Annotated in this window: 25 protein-coding genes and 1 pseudogene; 16 read left to right on the forward strand and 10 right to left on the reverse strand. The window is 67.7% G+C overall.

Annotated elements, in window-relative coordinates:
- The 5 genes from F6Q13_RS13260 to F6Q13_RS13280 all read left to right on the forward strand — a co-directional run.
- A partial coding sequence (locus F6Q13_RS13260; protein WP_293057134.1) for an HNH endonuclease signature motif containing protein occupies positions 1-638 on the forward strand: 638 nt, incomplete at its 5' end.
- Positions 639-669: 31 nt separating this feature from the next.
- Positions 670-2,265 carry a class I adenylate-forming enzyme family protein gene (locus F6Q13_RS13265; protein WP_293057136.1) on the forward strand — a complete coding sequence of 532 codons (1,596 nt, stop codon included), beginning with the start codon at positions 670-672 and terminating at the stop codon, positions 2,263-2,265.
- Positions 2,252-3,025 carry a class II aldolase/adducin family protein gene (locus tag F6Q13_RS13270; RefSeq protein ID WP_293057139.1) on the forward strand — a complete coding sequence of 258 codons (774 nt, stop codon included), beginning with the start codon at positions 2,252-2,254 and terminating at the stop codon, positions 3,023-3,025. The genes F6Q13_RS13265 and F6Q13_RS13270 overlap by 14 nt, the downstream gene beginning before the upstream one ends.
- 15 nt (positions 3,026-3,040) lie before the next feature.
- The gene (locus F6Q13_RS13275; RefSeq protein ID WP_293057142.1) at positions 3,041-4,309 is read left to right on the forward strand and encodes an amidohydrolase family protein; all 1,269 of its coding nucleotides are present in this window, start codon (positions 3,041-3,043) and stop codon (positions 4,307-4,309) included.
- 85 nt (positions 4,310-4,394) lie between these two features.
- Positions 4,395-6,080 carry an IS1634 family transposase gene (locus F6Q13_RS13280; protein WP_293057145.1) on the forward strand — a complete coding sequence of 562 codons (1,686 nt, stop codon included), beginning with the start codon at positions 4,395-4,397 and terminating at the stop codon, positions 6,078-6,080.
- A gap of 107 nt (positions 6,081-6,187) precedes the next feature.
- On the opposite strand, the gene F6Q13_RS13285 is transcribed toward F6Q13_RS13280, so the two are convergent.
- From F6Q13_RS13285 to F6Q13_RS13310, 6 genes are all read right to left on the reverse strand, one after another.
- Positions 6,188-6,673 carry a hypothetical protein gene (locus F6Q13_RS13285; RefSeq protein WP_293057184.1) on the reverse strand — a complete coding sequence of 162 codons (486 nt, stop codon included), beginning with the start codon at positions 6,671-6,673 and terminating at the stop codon, positions 6,188-6,190.
- Positions 6,674-6,681: 8 nt separating this feature from the next.
- A complete protein-coding gene (locus F6Q13_RS13290; protein ID WP_293057148.1) occupies positions 6,682-7,935 on the reverse strand; it encodes a DUF58 domain-containing protein in 1,254 nt (417 codons plus the stop codon).
- A 13-nt stretch (positions 7,936-7,948) separates the two neighbouring features.
- Positions 7,949-8,917, reverse strand: a complete 969-nt coding sequence (locus F6Q13_RS13295; RefSeq protein ID WP_293057150.1) for a MoxR family ATPase — start codon at positions 8,915-8,917, stop codon at positions 7,949-7,951.
- The gene (locus tag F6Q13_RS13300; protein ID WP_293057152.1) at positions 8,914-9,396 is read right to left on the reverse strand and encodes a hypothetical protein; all 483 of its coding nucleotides are present in this window, start codon (positions 9,394-9,396) and stop codon (positions 8,914-8,916) included. The genes F6Q13_RS13295 and F6Q13_RS13300 overlap by 4 nt, the downstream gene beginning before the upstream one ends.
- Positions 9,393-10,328, reverse strand: a complete 936-nt coding sequence (locus tag F6Q13_RS13305) for a DUF4129 domain-containing protein (protein ID WP_293057153.1) — start codon at positions 10,326-10,328, stop codon at positions 9,393-9,395. Before F6Q13_RS13305 ends, F6Q13_RS13300 begins: the two co-directional genes overlap by 4 nt.
- A gap of 144 nt (positions 10,329-10,472) precedes the next feature.
- Complete coding sequence (locus F6Q13_RS13310; protein ID WP_293057187.1) at positions 10,473-10,931, reverse strand: SRPBCC family protein; 459 nt, start codon at positions 10,929-10,931, stop codon at positions 10,473-10,475.
- Between the two features lie 88 nt (positions 10,932-11,019).
- On the opposite strand from F6Q13_RS13310, the gene F6Q13_RS13315 reads away from it, so the two are divergent.
- On the forward strand, positions 11,020-11,649 hold the full coding sequence (locus tag F6Q13_RS13315) for a TetR/AcrR family transcriptional regulator (RefSeq protein ID WP_293057155.1): 630 nt from the start codon (positions 11,020-11,022) through the stop codon (positions 11,647-11,649).
- 2 nt (positions 11,650-11,651) lie between these two features.
- A complete protein-coding gene (locus tag F6Q13_RS13320) occupies positions 11,652-13,130 on the forward strand; it encodes an NAD(P)/FAD-dependent oxidoreductase (RefSeq protein ID WP_293057158.1) in 1,479 nt (492 codons plus the stop codon).
- A gap of 21 nt (positions 13,131-13,151) precedes the next feature.
- On the opposite strand, the gene F6Q13_RS13325 is transcribed toward F6Q13_RS13320, so the two are convergent.
- A complete protein-coding gene (locus F6Q13_RS13325; protein WP_293057160.1) occupies positions 13,152-13,358 on the reverse strand; it encodes a DUF2892 domain-containing protein in 207 nt (68 codons plus the stop codon).
- Positions 13,359-13,398: 40 nt separating this feature from the next.
- On the reverse strand, positions 13,399-13,791 hold the full coding sequence (locus F6Q13_RS13330; RefSeq protein ID WP_293057162.1) for a helix-turn-helix transcriptional regulator: 393 nt from the start codon (positions 13,789-13,791) through the stop codon (positions 13,399-13,401).
- A gap of 77 nt (positions 13,792-13,868) precedes the next feature.
- Here F6Q13_RS13330 and F6Q13_RS13335 point away from each other — a divergent pair, with 77 nt between their 5' ends.
- Together F6Q13_RS13335 and F6Q13_RS13340 are read left to right on the forward strand one after the other, a co-directional pair.
- Entirely contained in the window at positions 13,869-14,804 is a 936-nt protein-coding gene (locus F6Q13_RS13335; protein ID WP_293057165.1) for a sulfurtransferase, read from the forward strand.
- Entirely contained in the window at positions 14,804-15,388 is a 585-nt protein-coding gene (locus tag F6Q13_RS13340) for a hypothetical protein (RefSeq protein WP_293057167.1), read from the forward strand. Before F6Q13_RS13335 ends, F6Q13_RS13340 begins: the two co-directional genes overlap by 1 nt.
- Before the next feature lie 9 nt (positions 15,389-15,397).
- Here the strand turns inward: F6Q13_RS13340 and F6Q13_RS13345 are convergent.
- Positions 15,398-15,991, reverse strand: a pseudogene (locus tag F6Q13_RS13345) (TetR/AcrR family transcriptional regulator); the annotation flags it as partial.
- Positions 15,992-16,037: 46 nt separating this feature from the next.
- On the opposite strand from F6Q13_RS13345, the gene F6Q13_RS13350 reads away from it, so the two are divergent.
- The 3 genes from F6Q13_RS13350 (at position 16,038) to F6Q13_RS13360 (ending at position 19,748) form a co-directional block, all read left to right on the forward strand.
- Positions 16,038-17,183 (forward strand): phosphotransferase family protein, encoded by a 1,146-nt coding sequence (locus tag F6Q13_RS13350; protein ID WP_293057169.1) that lies wholly within the window; start codon positions 16,038-16,040, stop codon positions 17,181-17,183.
- Complete coding sequence (locus F6Q13_RS13355) at positions 17,180-18,289, forward strand: hypothetical protein (RefSeq protein ID WP_293057171.1); 1,110 nt, start codon at positions 17,180-17,182, stop codon at positions 18,287-18,289. The genes F6Q13_RS13350 and F6Q13_RS13355 overlap by 4 nt, the downstream gene beginning before the upstream one ends.
- 118 nt (positions 18,290-18,407) lie before the next feature.
- A complete protein-coding gene (locus F6Q13_RS13360) occupies positions 18,408-19,748 on the forward strand; it encodes a flavin monoamine oxidase family protein (protein WP_293057173.1) in 1,341 nt (446 codons plus the stop codon).
- Between the two features lie 6 nt (positions 19,749-19,754).
- Here the strand turns inward: F6Q13_RS13360 and F6Q13_RS13365 are convergent, their stop codons facing one another.
- On the reverse strand, positions 19,755-20,708 hold the full coding sequence (locus F6Q13_RS13365) for an alpha/beta fold hydrolase (RefSeq protein ID WP_293057174.1): 954 nt from the start codon (positions 20,706-20,708) through the stop codon (positions 19,755-19,757).
- A 147-nt stretch (positions 20,709-20,855) separates the two neighbouring features.
- On the opposite strand from F6Q13_RS13365, the gene F6Q13_RS13370 reads away from it, so the two are divergent.
- The 4 genes from F6Q13_RS13370 (at position 20,856) to F6Q13_RS13385 (ending at position 24,396) form a co-directional block, all read left to right on the forward strand.
- Positions 20,856-21,851, forward strand: a complete 996-nt coding sequence (locus F6Q13_RS13370; protein WP_293057176.1) for an NADPH:quinone oxidoreductase family protein — start codon at positions 20,856-20,858, stop codon at positions 21,849-21,851.
- Complete coding sequence (locus tag F6Q13_RS13375) at positions 21,851-22,834, forward strand: linear amide C-N hydrolase (RefSeq protein WP_293057179.1); 984 nt, start codon at positions 21,851-21,853, stop codon at positions 22,832-22,834. Before F6Q13_RS13370 ends, F6Q13_RS13375 begins: the two co-directional genes overlap by 1 nt.
- Before the next feature lie 71 nt (positions 22,835-22,905).
- Positions 22,906-23,646 (forward strand): cutinase family protein, encoded by a 741-nt coding sequence (locus tag F6Q13_RS13380; protein ID WP_293057182.1) that lies wholly within the window; start codon positions 22,906-22,908, stop codon positions 23,644-23,646.
- Positions 23,647-23,739: 93 nt separating this feature from the next.
- Positions 23,740-24,396: a glycoside hydrolase gene (locus F6Q13_RS13385; protein WP_293057190.1), complete on the forward strand. Its 657-nt coding sequence runs from the start codon at positions 23,740-23,742 to the stop codon at positions 24,394-24,396.
- Positions 24,397-24,445: the final 49 nt, after the last annotated feature.

Consider the following 24,445-nt stretch of genomic DNA (forward strand, 5'->3'; position numbering starts at 1 on the left):
GGGTCACCCCTACCTGCCCTCACCAGCTTGTGGTCACCGTTATTTTCGTGTCAGAAACCGCGATCGGCTCCGGCGGGCTGGGCACCCACCGCGGGCATGCGGTCACCGTGGTGGTCACCACGACCTTGGCCGAACTGGAACGCGCCGCCCGCGCCGCCGCCGATCCGTCGCTGCCCATGCCGCCACCCGCACGCACCGGCGGCGGGTCACGCTTGCCGATGCGCGATCTGATCGCCATGGCCGCGACTGGGATTCACTACCTGGCGGTCTTCGACGACCACCTCAAACGGCCGCTGTACCTGGGCCGGCAAAAACGGGTGGCCACCGCCGAACAGCGGCTAATCTGTTATGCCCGTGACCGCGGCTGCACCCGACCCGGCTGCCTGATACCGGGCTACCGCTGCGAGGTGCACCACGCCCCGGACTGGGCCCGCGGCGGCCGCACCGACGCCGACACACAGTTCTTCGCCTGCGCCGCCGACCACGCCATGGCGACCCGCGGCGAGCTGCGCACCACGGTCACCGACAACGGACGCCTCGGCTGGACCAACGGCACCGGCCCACCCCACATCAACCACGCCCACCACCCCGAAGAACTCTTCCGCGGAGGTGCCGATCCACCGGAGGACGAGAAATGAATGCAGGGTTTTTCGGCTGTCCTATGATGCGGTGGTGCAGGCAGGCAGTCCGACCGTGGACGACGCCGACGCAGCCCGCTACCGCGCGGCGGGCTGGTGGTCAGACCTGACGGTGTCGCGCGCGGTGCGCCGTAACGCGACGCGCTGGCCCGCCAAAACCGCCTACTTCGATTACCCGCGCGCAGCGCTGAGCTGGTCCGAATTCGATAGCGCGGCGACGGCGATCGCCGAGCAGCTGGCCGGCCTGGGTGTGACGCGCGACGATCGGGTCGCGGTGTGGCATGGTGACAGCGCCGCGATCCACGCGCTGTTCGTCGCGATCGAACGCTGCGGAGCCGTCGTCGTCGGCATCGGCGCACGAGCCGGCACCCGGGAAGCAGCACACATCCTGCGCAGCACCCGCCCGCGCTTGGTGATCAGCGACCCGCAGCGCGAGCGGTCCGCGAAGGTCGCCGCCGCAGATCTCTCGCTCCCGGCGCTGACCCTCAGGGACTTGTCCGTGGACACCGACACACCGCCGCACGCAGTGCCGGAGGATCAGTGGGTCGGCCCCGACGAGGTGTTCCTGATCAACTCGACGTCGGGCACCACCGGGCAGCCCAAATGCGTGGTCCACACCCAGAACCGCTGGCATTACTTTCACCAAAAGGCGGTCGCCAACGGCGAACTCACCGCAGCGGACGTCTTTCTGCCCCTCATCCCCACACCGTTCGGCTTCGGCATCTGGACCACCCACACCACCCCGATATACCTCGGTGCTACCGCCGTCGTTCTCGGGCGGTTCACCGCCGCAGCGGCCTGCGCGGCCATCGAACGCTACGGCGTCACCGTGCTGTGTTGCGTCAGCACCCAATTGATGATGATCATGGCCGACCCCGCATCCCGCGATCACGACCTCACGTCGCTGCGTGTCGTCTTTACCGGGGGCGAGACGCTGCCCTACCGCCCCGCCGTGGACTTCGAGGAGCTCACCGGCGCCACGATTCTCCAGTTCTACGGCTCCAACGAGACCGGGTTGCTCAGCGGGACTACCCTGCGGGATTCCCGACGGCACCGCCTGCGCACCGCCGGGCGGATCGTGCCGGAGATGTCGGTCCGGCTCTTCGACGGCGATACCGACGTCACCGCTACCGGGCGAGGGCAGCCCGCCTGTCGCGGCCCCGCCACCAGTCTGGGCTACCTCGGCGGCGTCGATCACGACCAGCTGTTCACCAGGGACGGCTGGATGCGGATGGGCGACATCTGTGAGCTGGACGCCGAGGGCTACCTGCGCGTCACCGGCCGGACTTCCGACTTCATCGTTCGCGGTGGCAAGAACATCAGTGCCGTCGCGGTGGAAGACGCGGTAGCGATGCATCCAGCGGTCGCGGTCGCGGCCGCGATCCCGATGCCCGATCCGACGTTCGGAGAGAAGGTCTGCGTCTATGTCGAGCTGGTCGAGTCCCACACGATCGACCTGCCGACGCTCAACCAGTACCTGCTGGCGCGCGGCGTCTCCAAGGAACTGCTGCCCGAGCGACTGGTGATCGTTGCCGAACTCCCCCGATCGTCCGGCGGGAAGATTGCCAAAGGCAAACTCCGCGAAGTTATCCGAGCAGAGCTAGGACCCGAGCATGAACGCACCTGAGACACGCAAAGGCGGCCTTGACGTATGGTCGCCGTCGGTGGTTCCGCCCATCGGCGTCGATCTCACCAACGAGCAGGCGCTCGCAATCGCCTTCCGGCATCTGGCCGACATCGGATTCGCCGAGAACATGGCCGGGCACATCACCTGGCAACTGGACGGCCAGAGCACCATGCTGGTCAATCCCTGGGGGCTGTGGTGGCAGGAGATCACCGCGTCGGACATCTGCGTGGTCGACGAGGACGCCCGCGTGGTCCGAGGACGCTGGGACGTCACGCCGGCCATCCACATTCACACCGAACTCCACCGGCTGCGCAGCGACGCCCGGGTCGTCATCCACAACCACCCGTACTATGTCAGTCTGATCGCTGCCCTGGGAGAGCTGCCCGAACTGGTGCACCAGACCGGTTCATTGTTCCTCGACGAGATGTGCCTGGTCGAAACCTACGACGGCGAAATCGACACCGCCTGGCGAGCAGTCGATCTGGCGCAGCGCATCGGATCAGCCAATGTCGCCATACTCGCCAACCACGGGGTGATCGCGACCGGGCGGAATCTGCCCGAAGCCGTCTACCGCGCAGCGTCGATAGAGCGGGTTTGCAAGCTCGCCTATCAGGTGATGCTGACCAATCGGACACCGACCGCGATGAACCGCTCCGACATGGCGGGCATCCAGAAGTCGCTCATCGAACGCGCCGCGGACGTGTACTGGGCGGGTGCGGCGCGGATGACCATCAAAACCAATCCCGACGTGCTCATATAGACAAGGTCGCGACCCATGAAATCGATCGACGAACTCGCCGCCAACCCGGGTTTCACCACCGCCAAGACGGGCGACGAACGCAGTGTGACCTTTTTACCCGAACCCGCTCGAGCCGAGCGCCACTACACGGTGATCTCGGTGGACGACCACATCGTCGAACCGCCGGACACCTTCACCGGCCGGGTCGCGCAGAAATTCGCCGACCGGGCACCTAAGGTTGTGGAAACCGAAGGTGGTCGCCAGATCTGGCTCTACGACGGCCATGCTCTGCCCAATGTCGGTTTCAACGCGGTAGTAGGTCGACCGGTGTCCGAGTACGGATTCGAGCCGGCACGCTTCGACGAAATGCGCCGGGGCGCATGGGATATCCATGCGCGGGTCAAGGACATGGATCTCAACGGAGTATACGCGTCGCTGAACTTCCCGTCCTTTCTGCCGGGGTTCGCAGGTCAGCGGCTACAACAAGTGACCAAGGATCGCGAGCTTGCTCTGGCTACGGTCCGGGCATGGAACGACTGGCATCTCGAGGTCTGGGCCGGTTCGTACCCGGATCGGATCATCCCCTGCCAGCTACCGTGGCTGCTGGATCCGCAGTTGGGCGCACAGATGATCTACGAGAATGCCGAGCGCGGATTTCACGCGGTCACCTTCACCGAAAACCCTGCGCTGCTGGGATTGCCCACCATCCACTCGGGGCACTGGGATCCGATGATGGCGGCATGCGCCGAGACCGGCACGGTGGTGAACCTGCACATCGGCTCGTCCGGCGCTGCGCCGTCCACCACCGACGACGCGCCCCCGGACGTGCAAGGGGTGCTGTTTTTCGCCTACGCGATATCGGCGGCTGTCGACTGGTTGTACTCCGGCCTGCCAAGCAGATACCCGGAGCTCAAGATCTGCTTGTCGGAGGGCGGAATCGGCTGGGTCGCGGGGCTGCTCGACCGGCTGGACCACATGCTCAGTTATCACCAGATGTACGGTACCTGGCGGGCACTCGGTGAAGACCTTTCGCCGGCGGAAGTGCTCAAGAGGAATTTCTGGTTCTGCGCTGTCGAAGACCAGTCGTCGTTTGTACAGCATGAACGGATCGGCGCCGACAACATCCTGGTGGAGGCCGACTATCCCCACTGCGATTCGACCTGGCCGCACACCCAGCAGACCATCCACCAACAAGTCTGCGGGCTTCCTGACGACGTCATCGCCAAAATCACCTGGCGCAACGCCTCGCGCCTGTACCAGCACCCGGTGCCCGCGGAGATCCAAGCCAACCCCGACGCCTTCTAGCGGGAGTTTCCGGCTTTTGTAGTTGACGGGCGTGTCTTGTGTTGTGGTGCTTGAGGTTTGTGTGGCGGTAGTGTATTACCCATATATGGCTTCGATCGTGGGTAAGCGGCGCGGCAAGCAGACCTACTACTACCTGGTGGAATCGGCCCGTGTGCAGGGCAAGCCGCGCATCGTCTCCCAGCAGTATTTGGGCAGCGCGGACGAGGTGATGGCCAAGCTGTCGCAGACACCGTCGGGGCGGCCACACCGCAGCGCACACAAGCGGTTCGGGGATCTGGCCGCGGTGTGGTCGATGCTGGTGCGGCTGGACGTGGCCGGGATTGTCGACGAGATCGCACCCCGGCGCGCCGACGCGGCCGCCTCGGTGGGCACCTACCTTGCCCTGGCGTGCGCGAACCGGATCATCGACCCGTGCTCCAAGCGCGAGTTCGCCGACTGGTGGGCCACCACGGCCGGGCCGCGGTGGGTGAGGCTGGGACGCGGCGCGTTGGATCATCGCCGGTTCTGGGACGCGATGGACCGCCTGGGCGAAAGCGAGCTGCGCGAGATCGAGACCCGGCTTTCGCGGCGGATGGTCAGCGAGTTCGGGCTCGATCTTTCCGGGCTGGCGCTGGACATGACCAACTTCGCCACGTTCATCGACACCGGCACCCAGCGCGCGCCGATCGCGCAGCGCGGCAAGGCCAAACAGAAACGTACCGATCTGCGGCTGGTCGGGTTGGCGCTGGTCGTCACCCGCGACGGCGCGGTGCCGGTGATCAGTCACGCCTATCCCGGGGATCGGCCCGATGTCACCCAGTTCCCCGCGGTTGTCGACGAACTGGTCGCCCGTTACCGGGACCTGGTCAGCGGGGTCGAGTCGCTGACCGTGGTCTATGACGCCGGGCAAAACAGCACCGACAACCACGAACTCGTCGAGGCGCACGGGATCGGGTTCGTTGGATCCCTGCCGCCGTCCGATCACCCCGAGCTGTTGGCCATCCCTGAGCGCGACTACCGCGCCGTGGACCCTCAACGCTACCCCGGGCTGCGCTACGTCGACACCACCGTCACCGCGCTCGGGGTGACCCGCCGCGCGGTCGTGACGCACTCGGCGACCCTGCACGCCAAACAATCCCGCGGCCTAGACCAGACCCTGGCCAAGGCCCGCCGCCGGCTCGCCGAACTACAGGCCCGCCTGGCTCGCGGCCGTACCCGCCGCGACCGCGACACGGTGGCCGCTGAGATCGCTGCGATCTGCAAACCCCGCTGGGTTGCCGACATCTTGACCGTTACGTTGACCGGCCAGACGCCCGCCGAGCTGCGGCTGTCCTGGCGCACCGACACCAAGGCCCGCAAGCGCCTCGAAGAGCAGCTGTTTGGCAAGCGGATCCTGTTCACCAACCGCGATTGGCCGGTCGCCGAGGTGGTCGCCGCCTACCGTTCCCAATCCGACGCCGAGTTCGGCTTCCGCCAACTCAAGGACCCGCACGTGGTCTCGTTCAGCCCAATGCACCACTGGACCGACTCCAAGATCCGCGTGCACGTGTTCTACTGTGTGCTCGCCCTGGCCATCGCCCACCTGATGCGCCGCCACGCCGCCAAAGCCAATCTGCACCTATCGGTGCGCGAACTAATCAACCAGCTCGCTGGCATCGAAGAAACCGTGCTGTTCTACCACGACGGCGGCAAGGGACGCCCCCGCGTACAGCGCATACTCACCGACATCGACCCCACCCAGCAGAAACTCGCCGACCTGTTCAACATTCACCAATACGCACCCACACGCTGACCAACCACGGCCAGGCCGAGAACTTGGGTAATACACCAGCCCAGCTCAAAAACACAACCCCACCAGGCCAAACCAGACCGACAATCACCCAAGCCCGGAAACTCCCGCTAGGACCTGTGCGGCGAGCGCGGGTCGCGGTCGCCGACGTCCGGCCGGTCACCCAAAAACGGCCACGTCGCCAGCAGGTAGATCGCGACGACGGCCAGCGGTGCGACCAATGGCAACCAGGGCACCTGCAGCGGAAACGCTGCGGCGATCAACCCGGCGAAGGCAAAGCCGCCGGCCGCAAGGACGGGGCCACTGAGGCCTTCCATACCGGCGCGGTTCACCGTGGCGTGGCGCAGCACCAAATAGAGGGCAGCAAAAAGCCCTGACATCGCGACCGGTCCGGCTGCGGGGTTGGCCAGCGCAATCACCACGACGGTCAGCACAACCCCGACGGTGGCGGCAGGTCGAAAAATCGTGCCCGCCAGCACCGCAGCCACTGACAGCACTATTGCCGGCCGGGCCGGGCCCGGTGCTCCGAATCCCGCACTGGCCGCCATCAACAGCCCGCAGGCCAGCGACAGGATGCGGGCCGCCCACAAGAGCATCGCGGACGTCACGACCGTCGTCCCCGCGTGCGCCGGTCGGGCATGACGCGCATCGACTGATCCAGCGTCTGTTTCGCCCGCCAGGCCAGCACATCGACACCGACGGTGGCCATGTCGCGGTACATGGCAGACCGCTGCAACGCCCACAGCCGGGCAATCAGCGGGTCCTGCTGATCCTTTAGGGGCAGGCCCTGCAGGACGTCGACCGCCAGCACGACATGGCCGCGTTTGCGCAAGTCGATCAACGCGAGCGCGAACTCGGTGTCCAGCAACGTGGAAAACGCGACGACGATCGCGCCGGGCGGAACGGCGGCCCGTGGCGCCAGCGTCCCGGCGGTGGTTTCGAAGACCGGCGCCGGGTTCTCGGCGCCGAGTATGGTGTCGAGCACCCGGTAGAACTGTCGCTGACCGATATCGGCGCCCAGCCACCTCGGCGCACGACCGCCGAGCGCCACGATGCCGGCCCGGTCACCGCTGCGCAACGCGGTCTGCACGACCTGCGCCGCGCCCCGCGCCGCTCGCTCGGTGGCTTCGGTCGCCGGGCCGGGCGGCTGCGGATAGGTGTCGATGAGCACCACCACATCGGCGGCGCGGTCGGTCAACCGTTCGGTGACGTACAGGCTGCCGCGGCGGGCACTGACCGACCAGTTCACACTGCGCAGCTGGTCACCGGGAACATAGGCGCGGATGTCGGCAAACTCCACACCAGCGCCGACGTGACGGGTGAGGTGGGCGCCCAGGCGATCGAGCAACTCGGTCTGGGGGATCGCCGTCGCTTGCGGCGGAGCGACCGGGAACACGAAAATCTCGGCGGCATCGACTGTTCCGGTTCCGGTCAGCAAGCCACCTGGGGCGACGACTCGCACGGTGGCCCGGATGGGATAGCGGCCCCACCGCTCGGCTGCGGCAGCGACCGTGTGCCGCTGCCCGCGTGCGACAATGTCGAGCCGCATCCCATCCACCGACGAGAGCGCGAGCTGCATTGCCACGCCGGGGGGTTCCGTGGTGGCCCACACCGTCAGCCGGGTCTGCTCGGCTTCGAAGCATCGATGCGAGCCGGGCTGCGCGTGCACAGTCACCTTCGGCAGCGGCCGCTGCCAGCTGACCGAGCACAGCACACCGATCAGGGGTGCGGCGAAGGTGATCAACTGCCAACGAGAACCGATCAGCGAAGTGACCAGCGCCACTCCGGCGGCGGTGGCAATTGCCCTGGCCAATGCTGAAGCGCGCCAGGATAATTCGACGTCACGGGTTTCGCTCACATCGCCACGCCGCTCATGAGGCGCCCGCGCGCGTTCGCGGAACCGGCAAGCGCCGCAACAATTCCTCGATGACGTCGGACCCTGTGATCTTTCGTACCCACATCTCGGGTCGCAGGGTGATCCGGTGCGCCACGGCCGGGACGGCCAGCGCCTTGATGTCCTCGGGGATCACGTAGTCGCGGCCCAGCAACAAAGCGCGGGCACGGGCGAGCTGCACGAGATCGAGTTCAGCTCGAGGGCTGACGCCCACCGCGACCTGCGGATGATGTCGGGTCGCGGCGGCCAGCGCAACCACATACTGCAGGACATCCTCGTGGACGCTGACCTGCTCCACCGATTCGCGCATGGCCAGCAACTCCTCGGCGTCGACGACTCGGTTCACCACAGGCCGGGCAGAACCGCGGTCCAACCGACGGCGCAGCATGAGAGTCTCGTCGCGCTCGGAGAGATAGCGGATTTCCAGCCGGACCGCGAACCGGTCGAGCTGCGCTTCCGGCAGCGGGTAGGTGCCCTCGTACTCGATCGGGTTATCGGTGGCCAACACAATGAACGGCGTTGGCAACGGGTGGGTTTCCCCGTCAATGCTGACCTGCCCTTCGGCCATCGCCTCGAGCAGCGCGGCCTGGGTTTTGGGTGGAGTGCGGTTGATCTCGTCGGCGAGCAGCAAATTGGTGAAGATCGGTCCGCGACGAAACTCGAAACACCCGGATTGCATGTCGTAGACCGTCGAACCGAGCAAGTCCGCCGGCAGCAAATCCGGCGTAAACTGCACTCGGGTGAAACCGAGTCCCAGTGCGGACGCGAAGGATCGGGCGATCAGCGTCTTGCCCAGACCGGGCAGGTCTTCGATCAGCACATGCCCGTGTGCGAGCACGGCTGTCAGGATGAGCGTGAGCGCAGGACGCTTCCCTACCACGACCCGCTCGATTTCGTCGAGCACCGCCGTACAGCGGACTGTGGTGGCCTCGGTCGGCGTCGTCATACCTGCTCCAACCGCGCCAGGATCGCCTCGAGAGTCGCTCGCCCCGGCCCCGGTTCACGCCGACCGGTGCGCGAAACGTTGTTCGGGTCGACCCAGGTCCACAGCTGCGGGCCGAAGAGCGTGAGCCCGGTCGCGGAGAACGTCGCCGGATCTTTAGCCTGGCGTTGGCCCGTGGTGGCGGCGAACCGGCGGGCCAGAAGCGGCCGCAGGTGACGGTCCCAGTCTGCCCGGGTCGATTCCGAGCGGTGGATCAGCGTTTCGGTCCGGGCCAGCCAGCCGCGCAGAGCTTCCTCCTGTGCGCAACGGATCGGGGCCGGGTCCGACCCGACCTCGCGGCCCACCATCCGGCGAACGGCCAGCACTACCGCGGCCGACGCAGCACCCGAGGCCCACAGCACCAGCCGGCGATCCGGAAGTGCCAACGCGGCCAATTGCGTGCTGACAACAATGAAAAAGCTTAGAACCACAAGACGATTCATGCGAAACTCCGCAACTCGGACAGAATCAGGGCAAGCACGCCTACCGCGATGTCACGATGGCTCTCGGTCATCACGTGCGAGCTGAATCGCGCCTCGGTGAACAACCTGACCAGCAGGGCTGCGTTGTCCGCTTGCAGCACGCGGTGTTCGACGGCTCGAGCCAACACCTCGGTGGGTGTGTCGAAATCCTGCGGGGCGGCCTCGGGCAGGTGTGCAAGCTCGCGTTCCATCGCCGCATAGCAGGCGATGATCGCCTCGCGCGGTTCGCGGCTGAGATCCCCGATCTCGGCCAGCCCGATTTCGGCCGCGCGTGCGAGAGATTCGGGGGCTCCGGCGGGTTCCGGCGCGACGACCGGTTCGGCGACGACGATGCGCGGGATGGCGGTGCGGCGTTGGCGCACGGCGGCCACGGCACCGACGACTGTCAGCACCAGCAGCGCCACCGTGCCGGCCATGAGGTAGCCCAGCACGTCGCCGGTGTCGCCGGTATCGACCCGCTCGGGCGGTGTGCCGGCGCCGGTGTGCGGCGCCGGAGTGCTCGCCGTCGGCCCGCCCGGAGCCGGGCCGATCTCGGGCGGCACGACGAATCGGGCCAGCGCCCACAGCACTAGCAGCCATCCGACGAGCAGGCCCGCTGCGATCAGCAGCACGCGCCGCCGCGGCGGTCCCAGGCCGCCGCCGAACCTGGTTTCGGGCAGGCCGGCGGAGGCAGCTGCCCGGCGCGGGTCCCGCAGCCGGGCGACGACGGCGGCGCCGATGATCACAAGTGAGATGGCCAGCAGCGCCACCACGTAGGCCGGCGACGCCGAACTGCGCGGCGGACCCGGCTGTGACGCGCCGCCGGGCAGATAGCCTCGCAGCGACGCGCCGGCAACGATCACGAGCATGATCACGGCGACCACGCGGCCTGTCGCCTTGTCGATCACGGGCATGGCACCTTACCCGAGGAGTCACGCCTGCCGTCGGCGCGGCAGTTCGTCAGCTCATCCTGACACGTCGGCCACGACTACCGCAGCGATTCAATCCGGCCGGCCAGCATCGCCGTCCACTTCGCGAGGCAGTTCTGCCGGCGCGGACTAGCCTGCCTCAGCTATTTCGGCGAGCCGATCCAGCGAGGCCCGGAGCCGATCGGCAGTGGTACGGCGGGCGCGTTCAAGCCGGTTCGGGTCGGCCAGTCGCGACCAGTCGTAGGTGTGGACGACCCGCGTATGGGTGTCGTCGATGGGTTCGAGCTCCCAGCGCCACAGGTGCCCCGGCGGCCGGCGGCCCGGCTCGGACGGCAGCCAGGCGATTCGGCGGGATTCCTCGAATTCCACGACGTGGTTTTCTCTCGTGCTGCCGAGCGTCAAGGTCATCACGAACACCTCTCCGACACCGCGGACGCGTTGTCCGGGTTCGGCCTCGGCGAGGTTGTCGTTGCCGTCCCAACGCGGCTGCTGTGCCGGGTCGGCGATCAGCTCGAAGATGCGGTCCGCACTGGCGGCGATCGTGCGGCTCGCGCTTACCACCCGGGGCACGTCGGTGTCGTCGACCATGACCCTCATTCAAGCTCCGGTGTGGTCGCCGCCCGCGGCAGGGGCCCCCAACTGGACATGCCATACGACTGGCATGTAAATTCGCGGCATGGCCACTTCTCGCCGCACCCAGGCCGAGCGCCGCGCCGTCACGATGGACAAGGTGCTGGCCGCAACGATCGAGTGCCTGGTGGAGCGCGGTTACGCCAACACCTCGACGCGGCACATCGCCAAGCGCGCCGGCGTGACGGTGGGTGCGCTGCAGCATCATTTCGACAGTAAAGCCGATCTGATGGCGGCCGCCCTGCAACGGCTCGGCGACCGGATGGCGGACGATTTTCTCGCCGCCGCCCCTACCGGTTCCGCCGACGAGGAGCGGCTCGGGATCCTGCTCGACCATATGTGGAAGGTGCATCGCAGCCCACTGTTCGAGGCGGGCCTTGAATTGTGGGTGGCTGCCCGCACCGATGCCGCGCTGCGGGCAGCGCTGCAAAACGTTCAGCGGTCCTTTGCGACCCGCATCGCCGAGGGCGAGGTGGCGCTGTTTTCGGACCTGGCCGCGGCCCCGGGTTTTGCCGAGCGGGTGATGGTCGGGTTGGCCACCCTGCGGGGGCTGGCAATGCCCGGATTCGTCGAGACGTCGGACCCGGACACGTTGTGGACGATCGCGCGCCCGCTGCTGCTGACAACCCTGGCCGCGCGGCCGTCGTCGACCCTCAAGGGCGCGAAGGAGAAATGACCATGCAACGCTCCACCTGGCCCCGCGTGGCGATCGTCGGTGCCGGCATGTCCGGCCTGTGCATGGGTGAGACCCTCAAACAGGCCGGCATCGAGGATTTCACCATCTATGAGAAGGCCGACGAACTCGGCGGAACCTGGCGGGAAAACCGGTATCCGGGGCTGACCTGCGACGTGCCGTCCCGGTTCTACAGCTTCTCGTTTTCGCCGAACCCGAACTGGTCGTCGGTGTTCTCCCCCGGACCGGAGATCCAGGACTACTTCCTGCGCGTCGCCGCCGAACGCGGTCTGCGACCACAAATCAGGTTCGGCACCGAAATCGTCGACGCGTGCTGGCACGACGATCGCTGGATCCTGCGGGCAGCCGACGGCACGACCACACAGGCCGAGGTGCTGGTCACCGCGACCGGCGTGTTGCACCACCCGAAACTGCCCGAGATTCCCGGACGGGAAACCTTCGCCGGCACAGCGTTTCATTCGGCGCGCTGGGACACCGGGGTGGATTTGCGCGACAAGCGCGTCGCGGTGATCGGCACCGGGTCAACCGGCGTGCAAATCGTCTGCGCCACTGCGGGCGTGGCGCAGCAACTACTGGTTTTCCAGCGCACTGCGCAGTGGATTCTGCCGCTGCCCAACCGCAGGTACTCCCGGCTGACCAATGCGGCGATGTGCCGCTGGCCACGACTGAACCGCTTGGCCTACCACGGCTACCGGCGACTCTTTGAAGCCATGGTCGGTCCCGCGCTGACCCGGCCGAGCTGGCAGCGCACCCTGTTCGGGGTGATGTGCCGGGCCAACCTGCGCTTCGGTGTCCGCGATCGGCAGTTGCGCGCCCGGCTCACCCCCGACTACCAACCGATGTGCAAGCGCTTGGTGATGTCTGCCGACTTCTATCGGGCTATGCAGCATCGCAGCGTCGAGCTGGTCACCAGCCCCATCGACCACATCGAACCCGATGCCATCGTCACCGCCGACGGGACGGCGCATCACGTCGACGTGATCGTCTACGCCACCGGATTCGACACGCACGCCTACATGCGGCCCATGACGATCACCGGCGAGGCGGGCATGACCCTGGAACAGGCCTGGGCAAATGGCCCGAGGGCCTACCGGACCGTCGCGATACCCGGATTTCCCAACCTGTTCACGCTCATGGGTCCCCACAGCCCGGTCGGCAACCACTCGCTGATCGCGGTCGCCGAGACCCAGGCCCGCTATGTGCTCGCGTGGATCCAGCGGATGCGTCGCGACAACATCGCCGCCGTCGCCCCGTCGCAAGCCGCTACCGACGACTACTACACCGAGTTGAAGGCCGCGCTGCCGGGGACCGTCTGGGTGACTGGTTGCCAGAGCTGGTATCTCGACGCCAACGGCGACCCGGAGGTGTGGCCGTGGACCCCGCGGCGGCACCGTGAAATGCTCGCCGAACCCCGGCCCGAGCACTACACCGTTTCGATGGCCGGCCAGAGCGTGTCCCGGTAACCACCCGGCGGCCGCGCACCGCTAGCCGGCCGGCTTCTTCGAGCAGGTATTGATCCCTAACAGCGACCAGGCCGGACAGTAGCCGGTGGCACCGGTAAGGAGAGGCACCAGACCTACCAGGCCCCACCACTTGGCCATTCCGGAAAGCATTATCGGCAGTCCGACGAGGAGAAGAAGACCGACAACGACGCGGATGGTGCGTTCGGTTTTCCCTTCGTTGACAGACATACGACCTCCTCACTGATGTGTCTTGATTCGACCGTACGCCTCAGCGGTTCCGCTTAACAGGCAGTGTTTTCGGCGAGGCAGGCCCCACCGCCCGCCGGATGTCGGCCAGGCGTTCTTCGCAGATGCGGTAGAAGACCCAGCTTCCGCGACGCTCCCGGGTGACCAGGCCTGCCTCGTACAAGATCTTCACGTGGTAGCTCACGCTCGGCTGGGAGATACCCAGTGGCCCGGTCAGGTCATAGCCGCATTCCCCGCCGGGTTTCGATCTGAGCAGCCCCAGTAGTTGGACCCTGGTGGGATCGGCCAGGGCCTTGAACAGCTTGGCGACCCGCTCGGCCTCCTCGCGTGACATCGCCTCGTCCAACATCGGATAGCTGCCCGTGTCGGCGGGCGCGGCACTGCGGGGAGCGGCGGCCTTGCGGGAACGCGGCATTTCAAGATATTGACATTTATCGAATACCCAAGCAACCTATCAGCAAGATCCCCGACGTCTATCGACCGGAGACCAGCGTGGCCCAACCGACGGCCGACACCGCGACCTACCGTCATCCCGAGGCGCTGGCGACAGCCGGCTGGCTCGCCGACCATCTCGACGACCCCACGATCCGGGTGGTCGATGCCCGCTTCACCGTCCGGGCCGGCACCGACGGGACGTTGGAAGCCGTCAGCGAGCACGACGCCTACCGCAAGGCCCACATTCCCGGCGCGGTGTTCGTCGATGTGATGAGCGACCTCTCTGATCCGGACGACCCGGTCGTGGTGGTGTCACCCGAGCGGTTCGAGAACCTGATGAGGCGTCTCGGGATCGGCGACGAGACCACGGTGGTGATCTACGACGAGCACGGGGGGACCTGGGCGGCGCGGTTGTGGTGGGCGCTGCGTTACTACGGTCACGACGCGGTGATGCTGCTCGACGGCGGCTTCACCCGTTGGCAGGCCGCGGGTTTCCCGCTCGACAGCGGGGTGCCCAGCCCGTCGCCGGCGACGTTCACCGCCAGGGTGCGGCCCGAGTTTCGCGTCGACGCCGATCAGGTGGCCCAAGCCATCGGCCGCGACGACGTCTGCATCGTCGACGCGCTGCCGGAGATCTTTTTCACCGGCGGCGCCCGGCTGTACCCCCACCACCGGGCCGGTCACATACCCAGCGCCTACAACGTGCCGGCGCCATCCCACCTGGATCCGGCCACCCATCAGCTGCTGCCCGCTGCCGACCTGGCCCGACTATGGGAGCCGGTGGGGCTGCAACCGACTCGCCGCGTCATCACTTACTGCGGCGGTGGGGTGTTCGGGGCCTACAACCTGTTCGTGCTGCACGTGCTGGGGCACGAGAACGCCGCCCTCTACGACGCCTCGTGGATGGAATGGGGTGCTGACCCCAGCCGACCGGTGGAGACCGGACCGAGGGCTGCGACACAAGATCAACCAACCAACCCGGAAAGGCAGTGATGGCGCGCATTCAACTCATCGATCCCGACCACGCTTCGGGACGCACGCACGAGGTCTTCGAGCGGGTGAAGGCCTACTACAAGATGGTGCCCGGGCTCCAGCGGGCGTTGAACTATCTGCCCGAGACCACGGATGCGCTGTGGACCCTGAGTCTGACTACCGCCATGGAGGGCAGCATCCGGGAAGAGCTCAAGCGGGTGTTCTTCGCGGTGACCGCCTATGAGGTCGAATGCGAGTACTGCACCGCGGCTCACATGATCGCGCTGATGGGCAAGAAATGGAGCCGTCAGGAATGCGTGGATCTCATCGAGGGCAAACCCTCTCCCCGGTTGACCGACAAGGAGAACGCCGCGGTTGACTTCGCCAGGATGGTCGGTCGCCGTCCGGCCGCAGTGACCGACGAGATGACCGACAAGCTACGAACATTCGGATGGACCGATGCCGAGATCGTCGAGATCGTGGCCTCGGTGGCGCTGATGCGGTACACGACCACGGTGGCGAGTGCCCTCGACGTGCCGCTCGAAGAGGCCATGGACGGTGTCGGAATCAGCTGCGGGGTGCCGCTCGACCGGCTCGACAGTTGATCGAGCCAGAACCCCGTGCACGACGATCGCGGCGGTTTGGTCCACCCAGGTGTCGTCGAGCTGTTCGGCGGGTCGCAGCAGCAGCGCCAGCATCGTCGCTCCCCCGATCACCTCGATCAACCGGTCCGGGTCGACATCGGGGTGAGCCTCCCCGCGGTCGACTGCTGCCCGTAGCCGCCGCCGTACGGCGGCGAACAGCTCCGCGAAGCGCGCCACAACCCGGGCGTTGAGCTGTGCGTCGGCAGTCATGTCGGCGACCAACCCGGGCAACGCCGCCCGCACCACCGGACTGGTGAACACGTCGCGGGTGGCCCCGATCATCGCGCGCACATCGGCGGCCATGTCGCCGGCCGGTGCGACCAGCGCGGTGGGCGCTGTCGGGAACACCGCCTCGTGCACCAGTTCGGCCTTGCTCGACCAGCGCCGGTACAGCGCGGTCTTAGTGGTCCCGGCGCGTTCGGCGACCGCGGCCAGGGTGAGGTTGGCATAGCCGATCTGCACCAACAGTTCCGCGGTCGCCGACAATATGGCAGCGTCGATACGCGGGTCGCGGGGCCGCCCGGCGGCGGTTGCCTTGTCAACCGGGGACGGGTCTGCTTTCATAACGCTACCCACCGTATCGTAATTGCCTCACGGACAGGAGGCTGCTGTGCCCACCGAACCCGGTGTCAGCGACATCACCCGACTGCAACGCTCCAGCCGCGACGTCACCACGCTGCCGGCGGTGCTGTCGAATTGGCTCTCCGGCTTGCTGCCCGGCGGGGTGAGACCGCAGGTGAGCGCGGACGCCGTCGAGGCCAACGGGATGTCGTCGGAGACGATCATCCTGACCGGCCGCTGGGACGACGGCGGTACTGTGGTCCAACAGCGCTGGGTGGCCCGGGTAGCACCCTCCGCCGAGGACGTGCCGGTGTTCCCGTCGTACCGTCTCGATCACCAATTCGAGGTGATGCGGCGAGTCGCCGAGCTCACCGATGTGCCCGTCCCGCCGGTGCGCTGGATGGAAGCCACCGGCGCCGTACTGGGCACGCCGTTCTTTGTCATGGATTACGTCGAGGGCGTCGTGCCGCCCGACCTGATGCCCTACACCTTCGGCGACAATTGGTTCGCCGACGCGCCTGCCGCGCGCCAGCGTGAGCTGCAGGACGCCACCGTCGCGGTGCTGGCCAAACTGCATTCCATCCCCGACGCCGAGCAGATGTTCGGATTCCTCGCCGACGGATCGTCCGGCGAGAGCGCGCTGCGCCGACACTTCGGCTGGGTGCGGTCCTGGTATGACTTCGCGGTGCCCGACATAGGCCGCTCGCCGCTGCTGGAACGCGCCTTCGGGTGGTTGGAGGCGCACTGGCCGCACGAGGTGGAGGCCGGCCCGCCGGTGCTGTGTTGGGGCGATGCCCGGGTGGGCAACGTGCTCTACCGCGACTTTCACCCGGTGGCGGTGCTGGACTGGGAGATGGTGACGCTGGGGCCGCGCGAACTCGACGTGGCGTGGCTGATCTTCGCGCACATGGTGTTCCAGGAACTGGCCGGCCTGGCGGGTCTGCCGGGACTGCCGGCGGTGCTTTGCGAGGACGACGTGCGCGCCACCTACCGAGAGCTGACCGGGGTCGAACTCGCTGATTTGCAATGGTTTTACGTGTATTCGGGCGTGATGTGGGCCTGCGTGTTCATGCGCACCAGTGCGCGGCGAGTGCACTTCGGGGAGGCCGAAAAGCCCGACGATCCCACGACCTGCCCGGAGTCGCTGTTCTACCACGCCGCCTTGCTGAAAAGACTTATCGGAGAAGACCGATGATCGGGCCGCTCGACGAGTTCCCGGTCCATCAGATCCCGGCGCCGATCGCCTGGCCGGGCTCGTCGGACCGTAACTTCTACGACCGCGCCTACCTCAACGCCCACGACCGCAGCGGCGAGATCTTCCTGATCACCGGCATCGGCTACTACCCCAATCTCGGCGTCAAGGACGCCTTCGTGCTGATCCGCCGCGACGACACCCAGACTGCGGTGCACCTGTCCGACGCGATCGACCAAGACCGACTCCACCAGCAGGTGGGCCGCTACCGCATCGACGTCATCGAGCCGCTGCGCACACTGCGAGTGATCCTGGAGGAGAGCGAAGGGGTTGCGGTCGACCTGCGCTGGGAAGGCCTGTTCGACGTCGTGCAGGAGCAGCCGCACGTCCTGCGTAGTGGTAACCGGATCACGCTCGACGCGCAGCGGTTCGCCCAATTAGGCACCTGGAGCGGGCGCATCGTGCTCGACGGCGAGGAGATCGCCGTCGACGCGGCCACCTGGATCGGCAGCCGGGACCGGTCCTGGGGCATCCGGCCGATCGGCGAACCCGAACCGGCCGGGCGCCCCGCCGATTTCGAGGGCATGTGGTGGCTGTACATGCCGATGGCGTTCGACGAGTTCGCGGTCGTGCTAGTCATCCAAGAGTCGCCCGACGGTTTCCGCTCGCTCAACGACTGCACCCGCATCTGGCGTGACGGCCGTGTCGAGCAACTGGGCTGGCCCCGGGTCACCACCCGCTACCGGTCGGGTACCCGGATCCCGATCGGGGCACGCATCGAGGCGACCACCCCGGACGGCACGCCGGTGGGCTTCGAGGTGGAATCCAAGCTGGCGGTGCCGATCCATGTCGGCGGCGGCTACGGCGGCGATGTGGATTGGCTGCACGGCATGTGGAAGGGCCCGAAGTTCACCGAGCGGCTGACCTACGACATGACCGACCCCGCGATCCTCGCACGTGCCGGCTTCGGGGTGATCGACCATGTAGGCCGCGCGGTGTGCCGCGACGGCGACGGCGCGCCCGTGGAGGGCTGGGGACTTTACGAGCACGGCGTGCTCGGCCGCCACGACCCGTCGGGTTTCGTCGACTGGCTCAGCGTGGCGCCGTGAGCCGGACCAGGGGTCGCTTCGGTCCTCGGTGACCAGGACTCCGCCACAGCCAGGCACGGCAACATCGACCTGGCCGCCGTTACGCCCGAAACCAGCGCGACTGAGGTTGACTAGACCCATGCCCGAGTGGACCGTCGACGTCGCGGTGGTGGGCGCCGGATTCGCCGGGCTCACCGCGGCCCGCGAGCTGACGCGACGCGGACACGACGTGTTGGTGCTCGAGGGCCGCGACCGGGTGGGCGGGCGGTCCCGCACCGGGCACGTCGCGGGCATCCCGGTCGACATGGGTGCCACCTTCGTCGGCCCCACCCAGGATGCGGTGCTCGGGCTGGCCGGTGAACTCGGCATCGAAACCGTGCCGACCTATCACGACGGCGCCAACCTGATCCGCTGGCGTGGCGTCACCCGCCCTTACTCCGGCACCATCCCGCGGTTGTCGCTGGGGGGTCTGCTCGACATCGGGCGGGTGCGTTGGCAATTCGAGCGCATCACGAGAAAAGTCCCGCTGCGCGACCCGTGGACTGCGCGGCGCGCGGCCCAGCTGGACAGCCAGTCGTTGGGCGATTGGCTGCGGTCGATCCATGCCGGCTCCACCGCACGCGACCTGCTGGCCATCATGGCGCGGGTGACCTGGGGCGCGGAGCCCGGCGACGTGTCGATGCTGCACGCCGCCCGCTACGTGGCCGCAGCCGGCGGCCTAGACCGGATGCTCGACGTGGAAAACGGCGCCCAGCAGGACCGTTTCGCTGCCGGCACCCAGCAGATCGCCGAGAAGGCGGCCGCCGAACTCGGCGAGCGAGTGGTCCTCGGCGCCGCGGTCCGCGGCATCGAGCACGACGCCGCCGCGGTGCGGATCACCAGCGCGCAGGGTCGGGCCACGGCCCGGTTCGTCGTGGTCGCCATCCCTCCCGCGCATCGGTCGAGCATCGAGTTCACTCCGCCGCTGCCTCCCGAATACGGCCGACTCGCCGGCCGGTGGCCCCAGGGCCGACTGTCCAAGGCCTACGCCGCCTACTCCACCCCGTTCTGGCGCGACAAGGGGTTTTCCGGCGAGGCGCTGTCCGACGAGGGCCCGGTGTTCATCACCTTCGACGTCAGCCCCCAGCCCGACGGGCCGGGCATCCTGCTGGGTTTCGTCGATGCCCGAACCTTCGACCACCTGCCCACCGATCAGCGCCGAGAGCGAGCGCTGGACTGCTTCGCCGCGCTGTTCGGCGACGACGCGCTCAAACCACTCGACTACGTGGATCACCGTTGGGGTGCCGAGGAGTTCGCGCCGGGAGGCCCGACCGCGGCGGTGCCGCCGGGATCCTGGACGCACTACGGGCCGTGGTTGCGCCGCCCGGTGGGGCCCATTTTCTGGGCCGGGACCGAGACCGCCGAGGAGTGGACCGGTTTCCTCGACGGCGCGGTGCGCTCCGGGCAGCGCGCGGCCGCCGAGGTGGCTGCCCGGCTCTAACTTCCGCTATGAGCTCAGCCGCCGGGTGTCCGCGATCGATTCAGCGAGCTTGCGCAGCTCCCGGTTGACGTCGGCCGGACGTTCCAGCATCGCGCAGTGCCCACCCGGCAGCACCACCAGCCCGACCAGGTTGGGTGCGGCTGCAGCAATGCGGCGGGACTGGATCAGCGGGGTGAGTCGGTCGCGTTCACTGCCGATGACCAGTGTCGGCACCGTCAGGCCGGCCAGACTGATGTGGCGCCGTCCTAAGGCGTCGACGAGCATTTTCCCGCAGCCGCCCCGCCCGGCCGGCGATGTCGCGGCGAACAGTTCGTAGATCAGCGCAGCGACCGCGGGATCGGCATCGGCGCCGACCGCCAGCTGCGAGATCAGGTCGCGGGCGGCACGCCGCACGGCGGGCGGCACCGCGACCGAACCGAATGCGGCGACCAGGCCGCGGGCAGCCCACACCCGACCCGCCGCCAACGGCGGCGGCACCGTGAGGAAATTCAGCTCTCGCAGCAGGTCACCGGTGGTGGTGTTGATCAGCGCCACGCCGTCGGCGCGGTGCCGGACCTTGTGCCGGTAGCGGTCCGACCAGGCCGCGATCGCGATCCCGCCCATCGAGTGGCCGGCAATGAGGGCCCGCTCGTGGGGCGCCAGGGTGGCCTCCAGCACAGCGTCGACGTCGGAGGCCAGGTGGGCCAGGCTGTAGTTGCGGCGCGGCGGGACGTCGCTGCGTCCGTGGCCGCGATGGTCGAACGCGATCACCCGGTAATCGGGGGCTAAGTCAGCGATCTGGTGCGCCCACACCCGGATAGCGCAGGTGATCCCGTGTGCCAGCACGATCGGATAGCCGTCCTTGGGCCCGAACACTTCGGTGTGCAGCCGAGTGCCGTCCGCGGCGTGCACGGTCACCGTGCGGCTTGGCGGCAAGTCGACCGGTACCGCACGCGCGCGCGCCGAATACCGAAATCCCATGCCTGCTCCCCTCGGTTGCGACCACGCAGCCGGCCGCTTTCGATCTCGTGAGTTTAGTCGGGCTATCCGCGCCGTCGGGGCGAAAACCGAGGGTCAGGCCGACTGACCCGCGTGCAGCCCGGCGGTGCGCTCGGGTTGAATGAGCGGATGCGCGCAGTACAGATATCCCGGCTCGACGGACCGGACGCGGTGCAGCTGGTCGAACTCGACGAGCCCGACGGAACCGGCACAAACGACACGGTCGTGATCGACGTCTACGCGGCCGGGGTCGCGTTTCCCGATGTGCTGCTGACACGGGGGCTCTACCAGCACAAACCGGAGCCGCCGTTTGTCCCCGGCGCCGAGGTCGCGGGCGTGGTGCGCAGCGCACCCCCCGACGCGCCGGTGCGCGCGGGCGACCGGGTGGCGGCGCTGACCCTGCTGACCGGGGGCATGGCCGACGTCGTCGCCGTGCCGGTCGAGCGGGTTTTCCCGCTGCCGGACGCGGTGTCGTTGCAGGCCGGAGCGGGACTGTTGTTCAACGATCTCACCGTCCATTTCGCGCTGACGCAACGCGGCAGGCTGGCTGCCGGCGAAACGGTGCTGGTGCACGGCGCCGCCGGGGGCATCGGCACGTCGTCGCTGCGGCTGGCCCCCGCACTGGGCGCCGGGCGGACCATCGCGGTGGTCAGCACACCGGAGAAAGCCGACATCGCCCGGGCTGCCGGAGCCACCGACGTGGTCGCGGCGGACGGCTTCCGGGATTCTGTGCAGGAATTGACGTCCGGGCGCGGAGTCGACATCGTGGTCGACCCGGTCGGCGGTGACCGGGTCACCGACTCGCTGCGCTCATTGGCGCCGGGCGGCCGGCTGCTGGTGATCGGCTTCACTGGCGGCGACATCCCGACGGTGAAGTTGAACCGCTTGCTGCTCAACAACATCGACGTGGTCGGGGCCGGCTGGGGCGCCTGGGCGATGTCGCATCCGGGTTATCTTCGCCGGCAGTGGTCTGCGCTGGAGCCGCTTTTGGCGTCGGGCGCGATCGTCCCGCCGACTCCGGAGGTTTACCCACTGGAGCAGGCGGGTGCGGCGATCGCGGCGTTGGAGAACCGCGCCGCCAAAGGCAAGATCGTGCTGCAGCTGCGGGACGAGGTGAATAGTTGATGTGTACCCGGGTCGTTTGGGCTGTTGCCGACGCGCCGGTGCTGGTCGGTCGCAACATGGACTATCACCGCGACACCGCCACCAACCTGTGGACGCTGCCCCGAGGCATCCAGCGCAGCGACGGCGTGGGAGGCTCGCTGAGCTGGACCGCCCGCTACGGCAGCCTCGTCGCCGCAGCCTATGACCTGATGTCGGTCGACGGCCTCAACGAGTCGGGACTGTCCGGCCATATTCTGTGGCTCGCCGAATCCGACTACGGCACCCGTGACCCGTCCCGGCCGGCGCTGAGCGTGGCGGTGTGGCTGCAATACTTTCTGGACAACTTCGCTACCGTCGCCGAGGCCGTTGCCTGGATAACCGACACCGGCGTTCAGGTCGTGCCGCTGGCCGATCCGGGCACCGGCGAGATCCCCGCGGTGCACCTGGCGCTCGACGACGCGACCGGTGACTCCGCGATCGTCGAATACCTCGACGGCACGCCCACCGTGTGGCACGACCGCAGCTACCGCGTGATGACCAATTCGCCGCCCTATCACGATCAACTCGAACTGCTGGCCCGCATCGAGGGCTTCGGCGGCGACCAACCGCTGCCGGGCAGCACCTTGGCGTCGGACCGGTTCGCGCGCGCCTCCTACTACCTCAGCAGGCTCCCCAAGCCGGACAACCCGGTCGCAGCGATCGCCGGAATGCTCAGCGTGATCCGCAATGCCGCGCAACCATTCCGGATTCCCGACCCCGGCAAACCCGATGCCTCCCAAACAATCTGGCAAACGGTGGCGGACCTGACCAACAAACGCTACGTGTTCTCCTCGACGACCCGGCCCAACATCGTATGGGCCGACCTCGCCGGACTGGAGTTCGATCCGGCCGCCCCGGCACGCAAACTCGACCTGACCGCCGACACCGCGCTCGAGGGCGGCCTCGTCGGCGACGTCACCACCCGCTTCGTCGCCAGCCCACCGCTGCGGTTCATCACCGCCTGAGGAACCCGGCCTCACGTCGGCGCTGCGGTAACGTTGCGGTCAGCGGTGGGGACGACGAGACAGGGGTGGCCATGACGATCGTCAGGTCGACACGCGCCCAATGGCGACCGCGGACCCGTGCCGCGGTGCTCGGCGGGCTGGTGTTGGGGACCTGGGTGGCGCTGCCGGGTGCTTCCGTCCCGGACGTATCCGCCCAAGAATGCCCGGACGTCGAGGTGGTGTTCGCCCGCGGCACCGGCGAGGCGCCCGGCGTCGGCGGGGTCGGACAGGCTTTCGTCGATGCGCTGAGCTCGCAAGTCGGGTCGCGGTCGGTCGGAGTCTATCCGGTGAACTACGCCGCCAGTAGCGATTTCGGTGACCCTACAGATTTCGCCAGAACGTTCGTCGACGGGCTCAAAGACGCGGACGCCCATATCGAATCGACCGCGGCGAACTGCCCCAATACCAAGATGGTGCTCGGCGGATACTCCCAGGGCGCGGCACTGGCCGGCTACGTCACGTCGGCGGCGATACCGAAGGAGATACCCGGTGAGTACGCGTCCTACCTCCCCCAACCGATGCCGTCGCAGGTGGCCGGCCACGTCGCCGCGGTGACCTTGTTCGGAACGCCCTCCAACCCGTGGTTGCAATCCTACGGGGCGCCGCCGATCACGATCGGGCCGCTCTACGCGCCCAAGACCCTGCAATTGTGCGCTCCCGACGACTCGGTGTGCGACGGTGCGACCGGTCAGCCGCCCAGTTTCGCGCACATGTCCTACCTGACAAACGGGATGACCGGCCAAGCGGCGGACTTCGCCGCGAGTCACCTGTAGTCCGCGAAACGCCGACCACACCGGTCCAAAACGGCGCACTCCGGCGAACACCCCAGTACATTGCTGTCCGTGGGGCTGTCCGTTCGGCTGTCTTTGTGCAGCGCCCTGTTCGCCAACGGCCGGGGGCGCTGGCTTGCGGTCGCAGCCTCGCTCGCTGTCGCCGCCGCCATGGTCTACGCCCAGGGCACCGAGCGGCCGTGCTGCATTCACACGGCAACACCGGCGGGCCGGGGGCCTGCGGCGGTCACGGCGCCGTCGACGAACATCACCCGTCCCGCGGCGGCGGAACTGGTGGCGGCCAGCGCGCCCGTGGCCAGCCGGGCGGTCCCGTTCGCGTTACCGCCCGGCGTCGCGCCGGAGGACGGATTGCAGATCCACACCATCTGGGCCGCCCGGGCAATCAGCGTGCTGTTTCCCGAGATCACCACCATCGGCGGGTTCCGCCAGGATCCGCTGAAATGGCATCCCAACGGACTGGCGATCGACGTGATGATCCCGAACTATCACAGCGCCCAAGGAATCGAGCTCGGTAACCGGATCGCCGGGTATGCGCTGGCCAACGCCAAACGATGGGGCGTGATCCACGTGATCTGGCGGCAGGCCTACTACCCGGGCATCGGCGCGCCGAGTTGGACGGCGAACTACGGATCAGAAACCGCCAACCACTACGACCACGTTCACATCGCCACCGACGGCGGCGGATACCCCACCGGGCACGAAACCTACTTCATCGGATCCATGAGCCGTTGACCGTTACAACTGGAGTTGGTCATTGTTGGCCAACTGTGCCGGGGTAACG

The organism is Mycobacterium sp. (assembly GCF_008709575.1).
In the GTDB taxonomy this organism is placed as follows: domain Bacteria; phylum Actinomycetota; class Actinomycetes; order Mycobacteriales; family Mycobacteriaceae; genus Mycobacterium.

Excerpts from the sequence above, each read along its gene's own strand:
- F6Q13_RS13270 (WP_293057139.1), top strand. The coding sequence starts at position 2,252 with ATGAACGCACCTGAGACACGCAAAGGCGGCCTTGACGTATGGTCGCCG.
- F6Q13_RS13275 (WP_293057142.1), top strand. The coding sequence starts at position 3,041 with ATGAAATCGATCGACGAACTCGCCGCCAACCCGGGTTTCACCACCGCC.
- F6Q13_RS13280 (WP_293057145.1), top strand. The coding sequence starts at position 4,395 with ATGGCTTCGATCGTGGGTAAGCGGCGCGGCAAGCAGACCTACTACTAC.
- F6Q13_RS13285 (WP_293057184.1), bottom strand. The coding sequence starts at position 6,673 with ATGCTCTTGTGGGCGGCCCGCATCCTGTCGCTGGCCTGCGGGCTGTTG.
- F6Q13_RS13295 (WP_293057150.1), bottom strand. The coding sequence starts at position 8,917 with ATGACGACGCCGACCGAGGCCACCACAGTCCGCTGTACGGCGGTGCTC.
- F6Q13_RS13300 (WP_293057152.1), bottom strand. The coding sequence starts at position 9,396 with ATGAATCGTCTTGTGGTTCTAAGCTTTTTCATTGTTGTCAGCACGCAA.
- F6Q13_RS13305 (WP_293057153.1), bottom strand. The coding sequence starts at position 10,328 with ATGCCCGTGATCGACAAGGCGACAGGCCGCGTGGTCGCCGTGATCATG.
- F6Q13_RS13310 (WP_293057187.1), bottom strand. The coding sequence starts at position 10,931 with ATGGTCGACGACACCGACGTGCCCCGGGTGGTAAGCGCGAGCCGCACG.
- F6Q13_RS13315 (WP_293057155.1), top strand. The coding sequence starts at position 11,020 with ATGGCCACTTCTCGCCGCACCCAGGCCGAGCGCCGCGCCGTCACGATG.
- F6Q13_RS13320 (WP_293057158.1), top strand. The coding sequence starts at position 11,652 with ATGCAACGCTCCACCTGGCCCCGCGTGGCGATCGTCGGTGCCGGCATG.
- F6Q13_RS13325 (WP_293057160.1), bottom strand. The coding sequence starts at position 13,358 with ATGTCTGTCAACGAAGGGAAAACCGAACGCACCATCCGCGTCGTTGTC.
- F6Q13_RS13330 (WP_293057162.1), bottom strand. The coding sequence starts at position 13,791 with ATGCCGCGTTCCCGCAAGGCCGCCGCTCCCCGCAGTGCCGCGCCCGCC.
- F6Q13_RS13340 (WP_293057167.1), top strand. The coding sequence starts at position 14,804 with ATGGCGCGCATTCAACTCATCGATCCCGACCACGCTTCGGGACGCACG.
- F6Q13_RS13355 (WP_293057171.1), top strand. The coding sequence starts at position 17,180 with ATGATCGGGCCGCTCGACGAGTTCCCGGTCCATCAGATCCCGGCGCCG.
- F6Q13_RS13360 (WP_293057173.1), top strand. The coding sequence starts at position 18,408 with ATGCCCGAGTGGACCGTCGACGTCGCGGTGGTGGGCGCCGGATTCGCC.
- F6Q13_RS13365 (WP_293057174.1), bottom strand. The coding sequence starts at position 20,708 with ATGGGATTTCGGTATTCGGCGCGCGCGCGTGCGGTACCGGTCGACTTG.
- F6Q13_RS13370 (WP_293057176.1), top strand. The coding sequence starts at position 20,856 with ATGCGCGCAGTACAGATATCCCGGCTCGACGGACCGGACGCGGTGCAG.
- F6Q13_RS13375 (WP_293057179.1), top strand. The coding sequence starts at position 21,851 with ATGTGTACCCGGGTCGTTTGGGCTGTTGCCGACGCGCCGGTGCTGGTC.
- F6Q13_RS13380 (WP_293057182.1), top strand. The coding sequence starts at position 22,906 with ATGACGATCGTCAGGTCGACACGCGCCCAATGGCGACCGCGGACCCGT.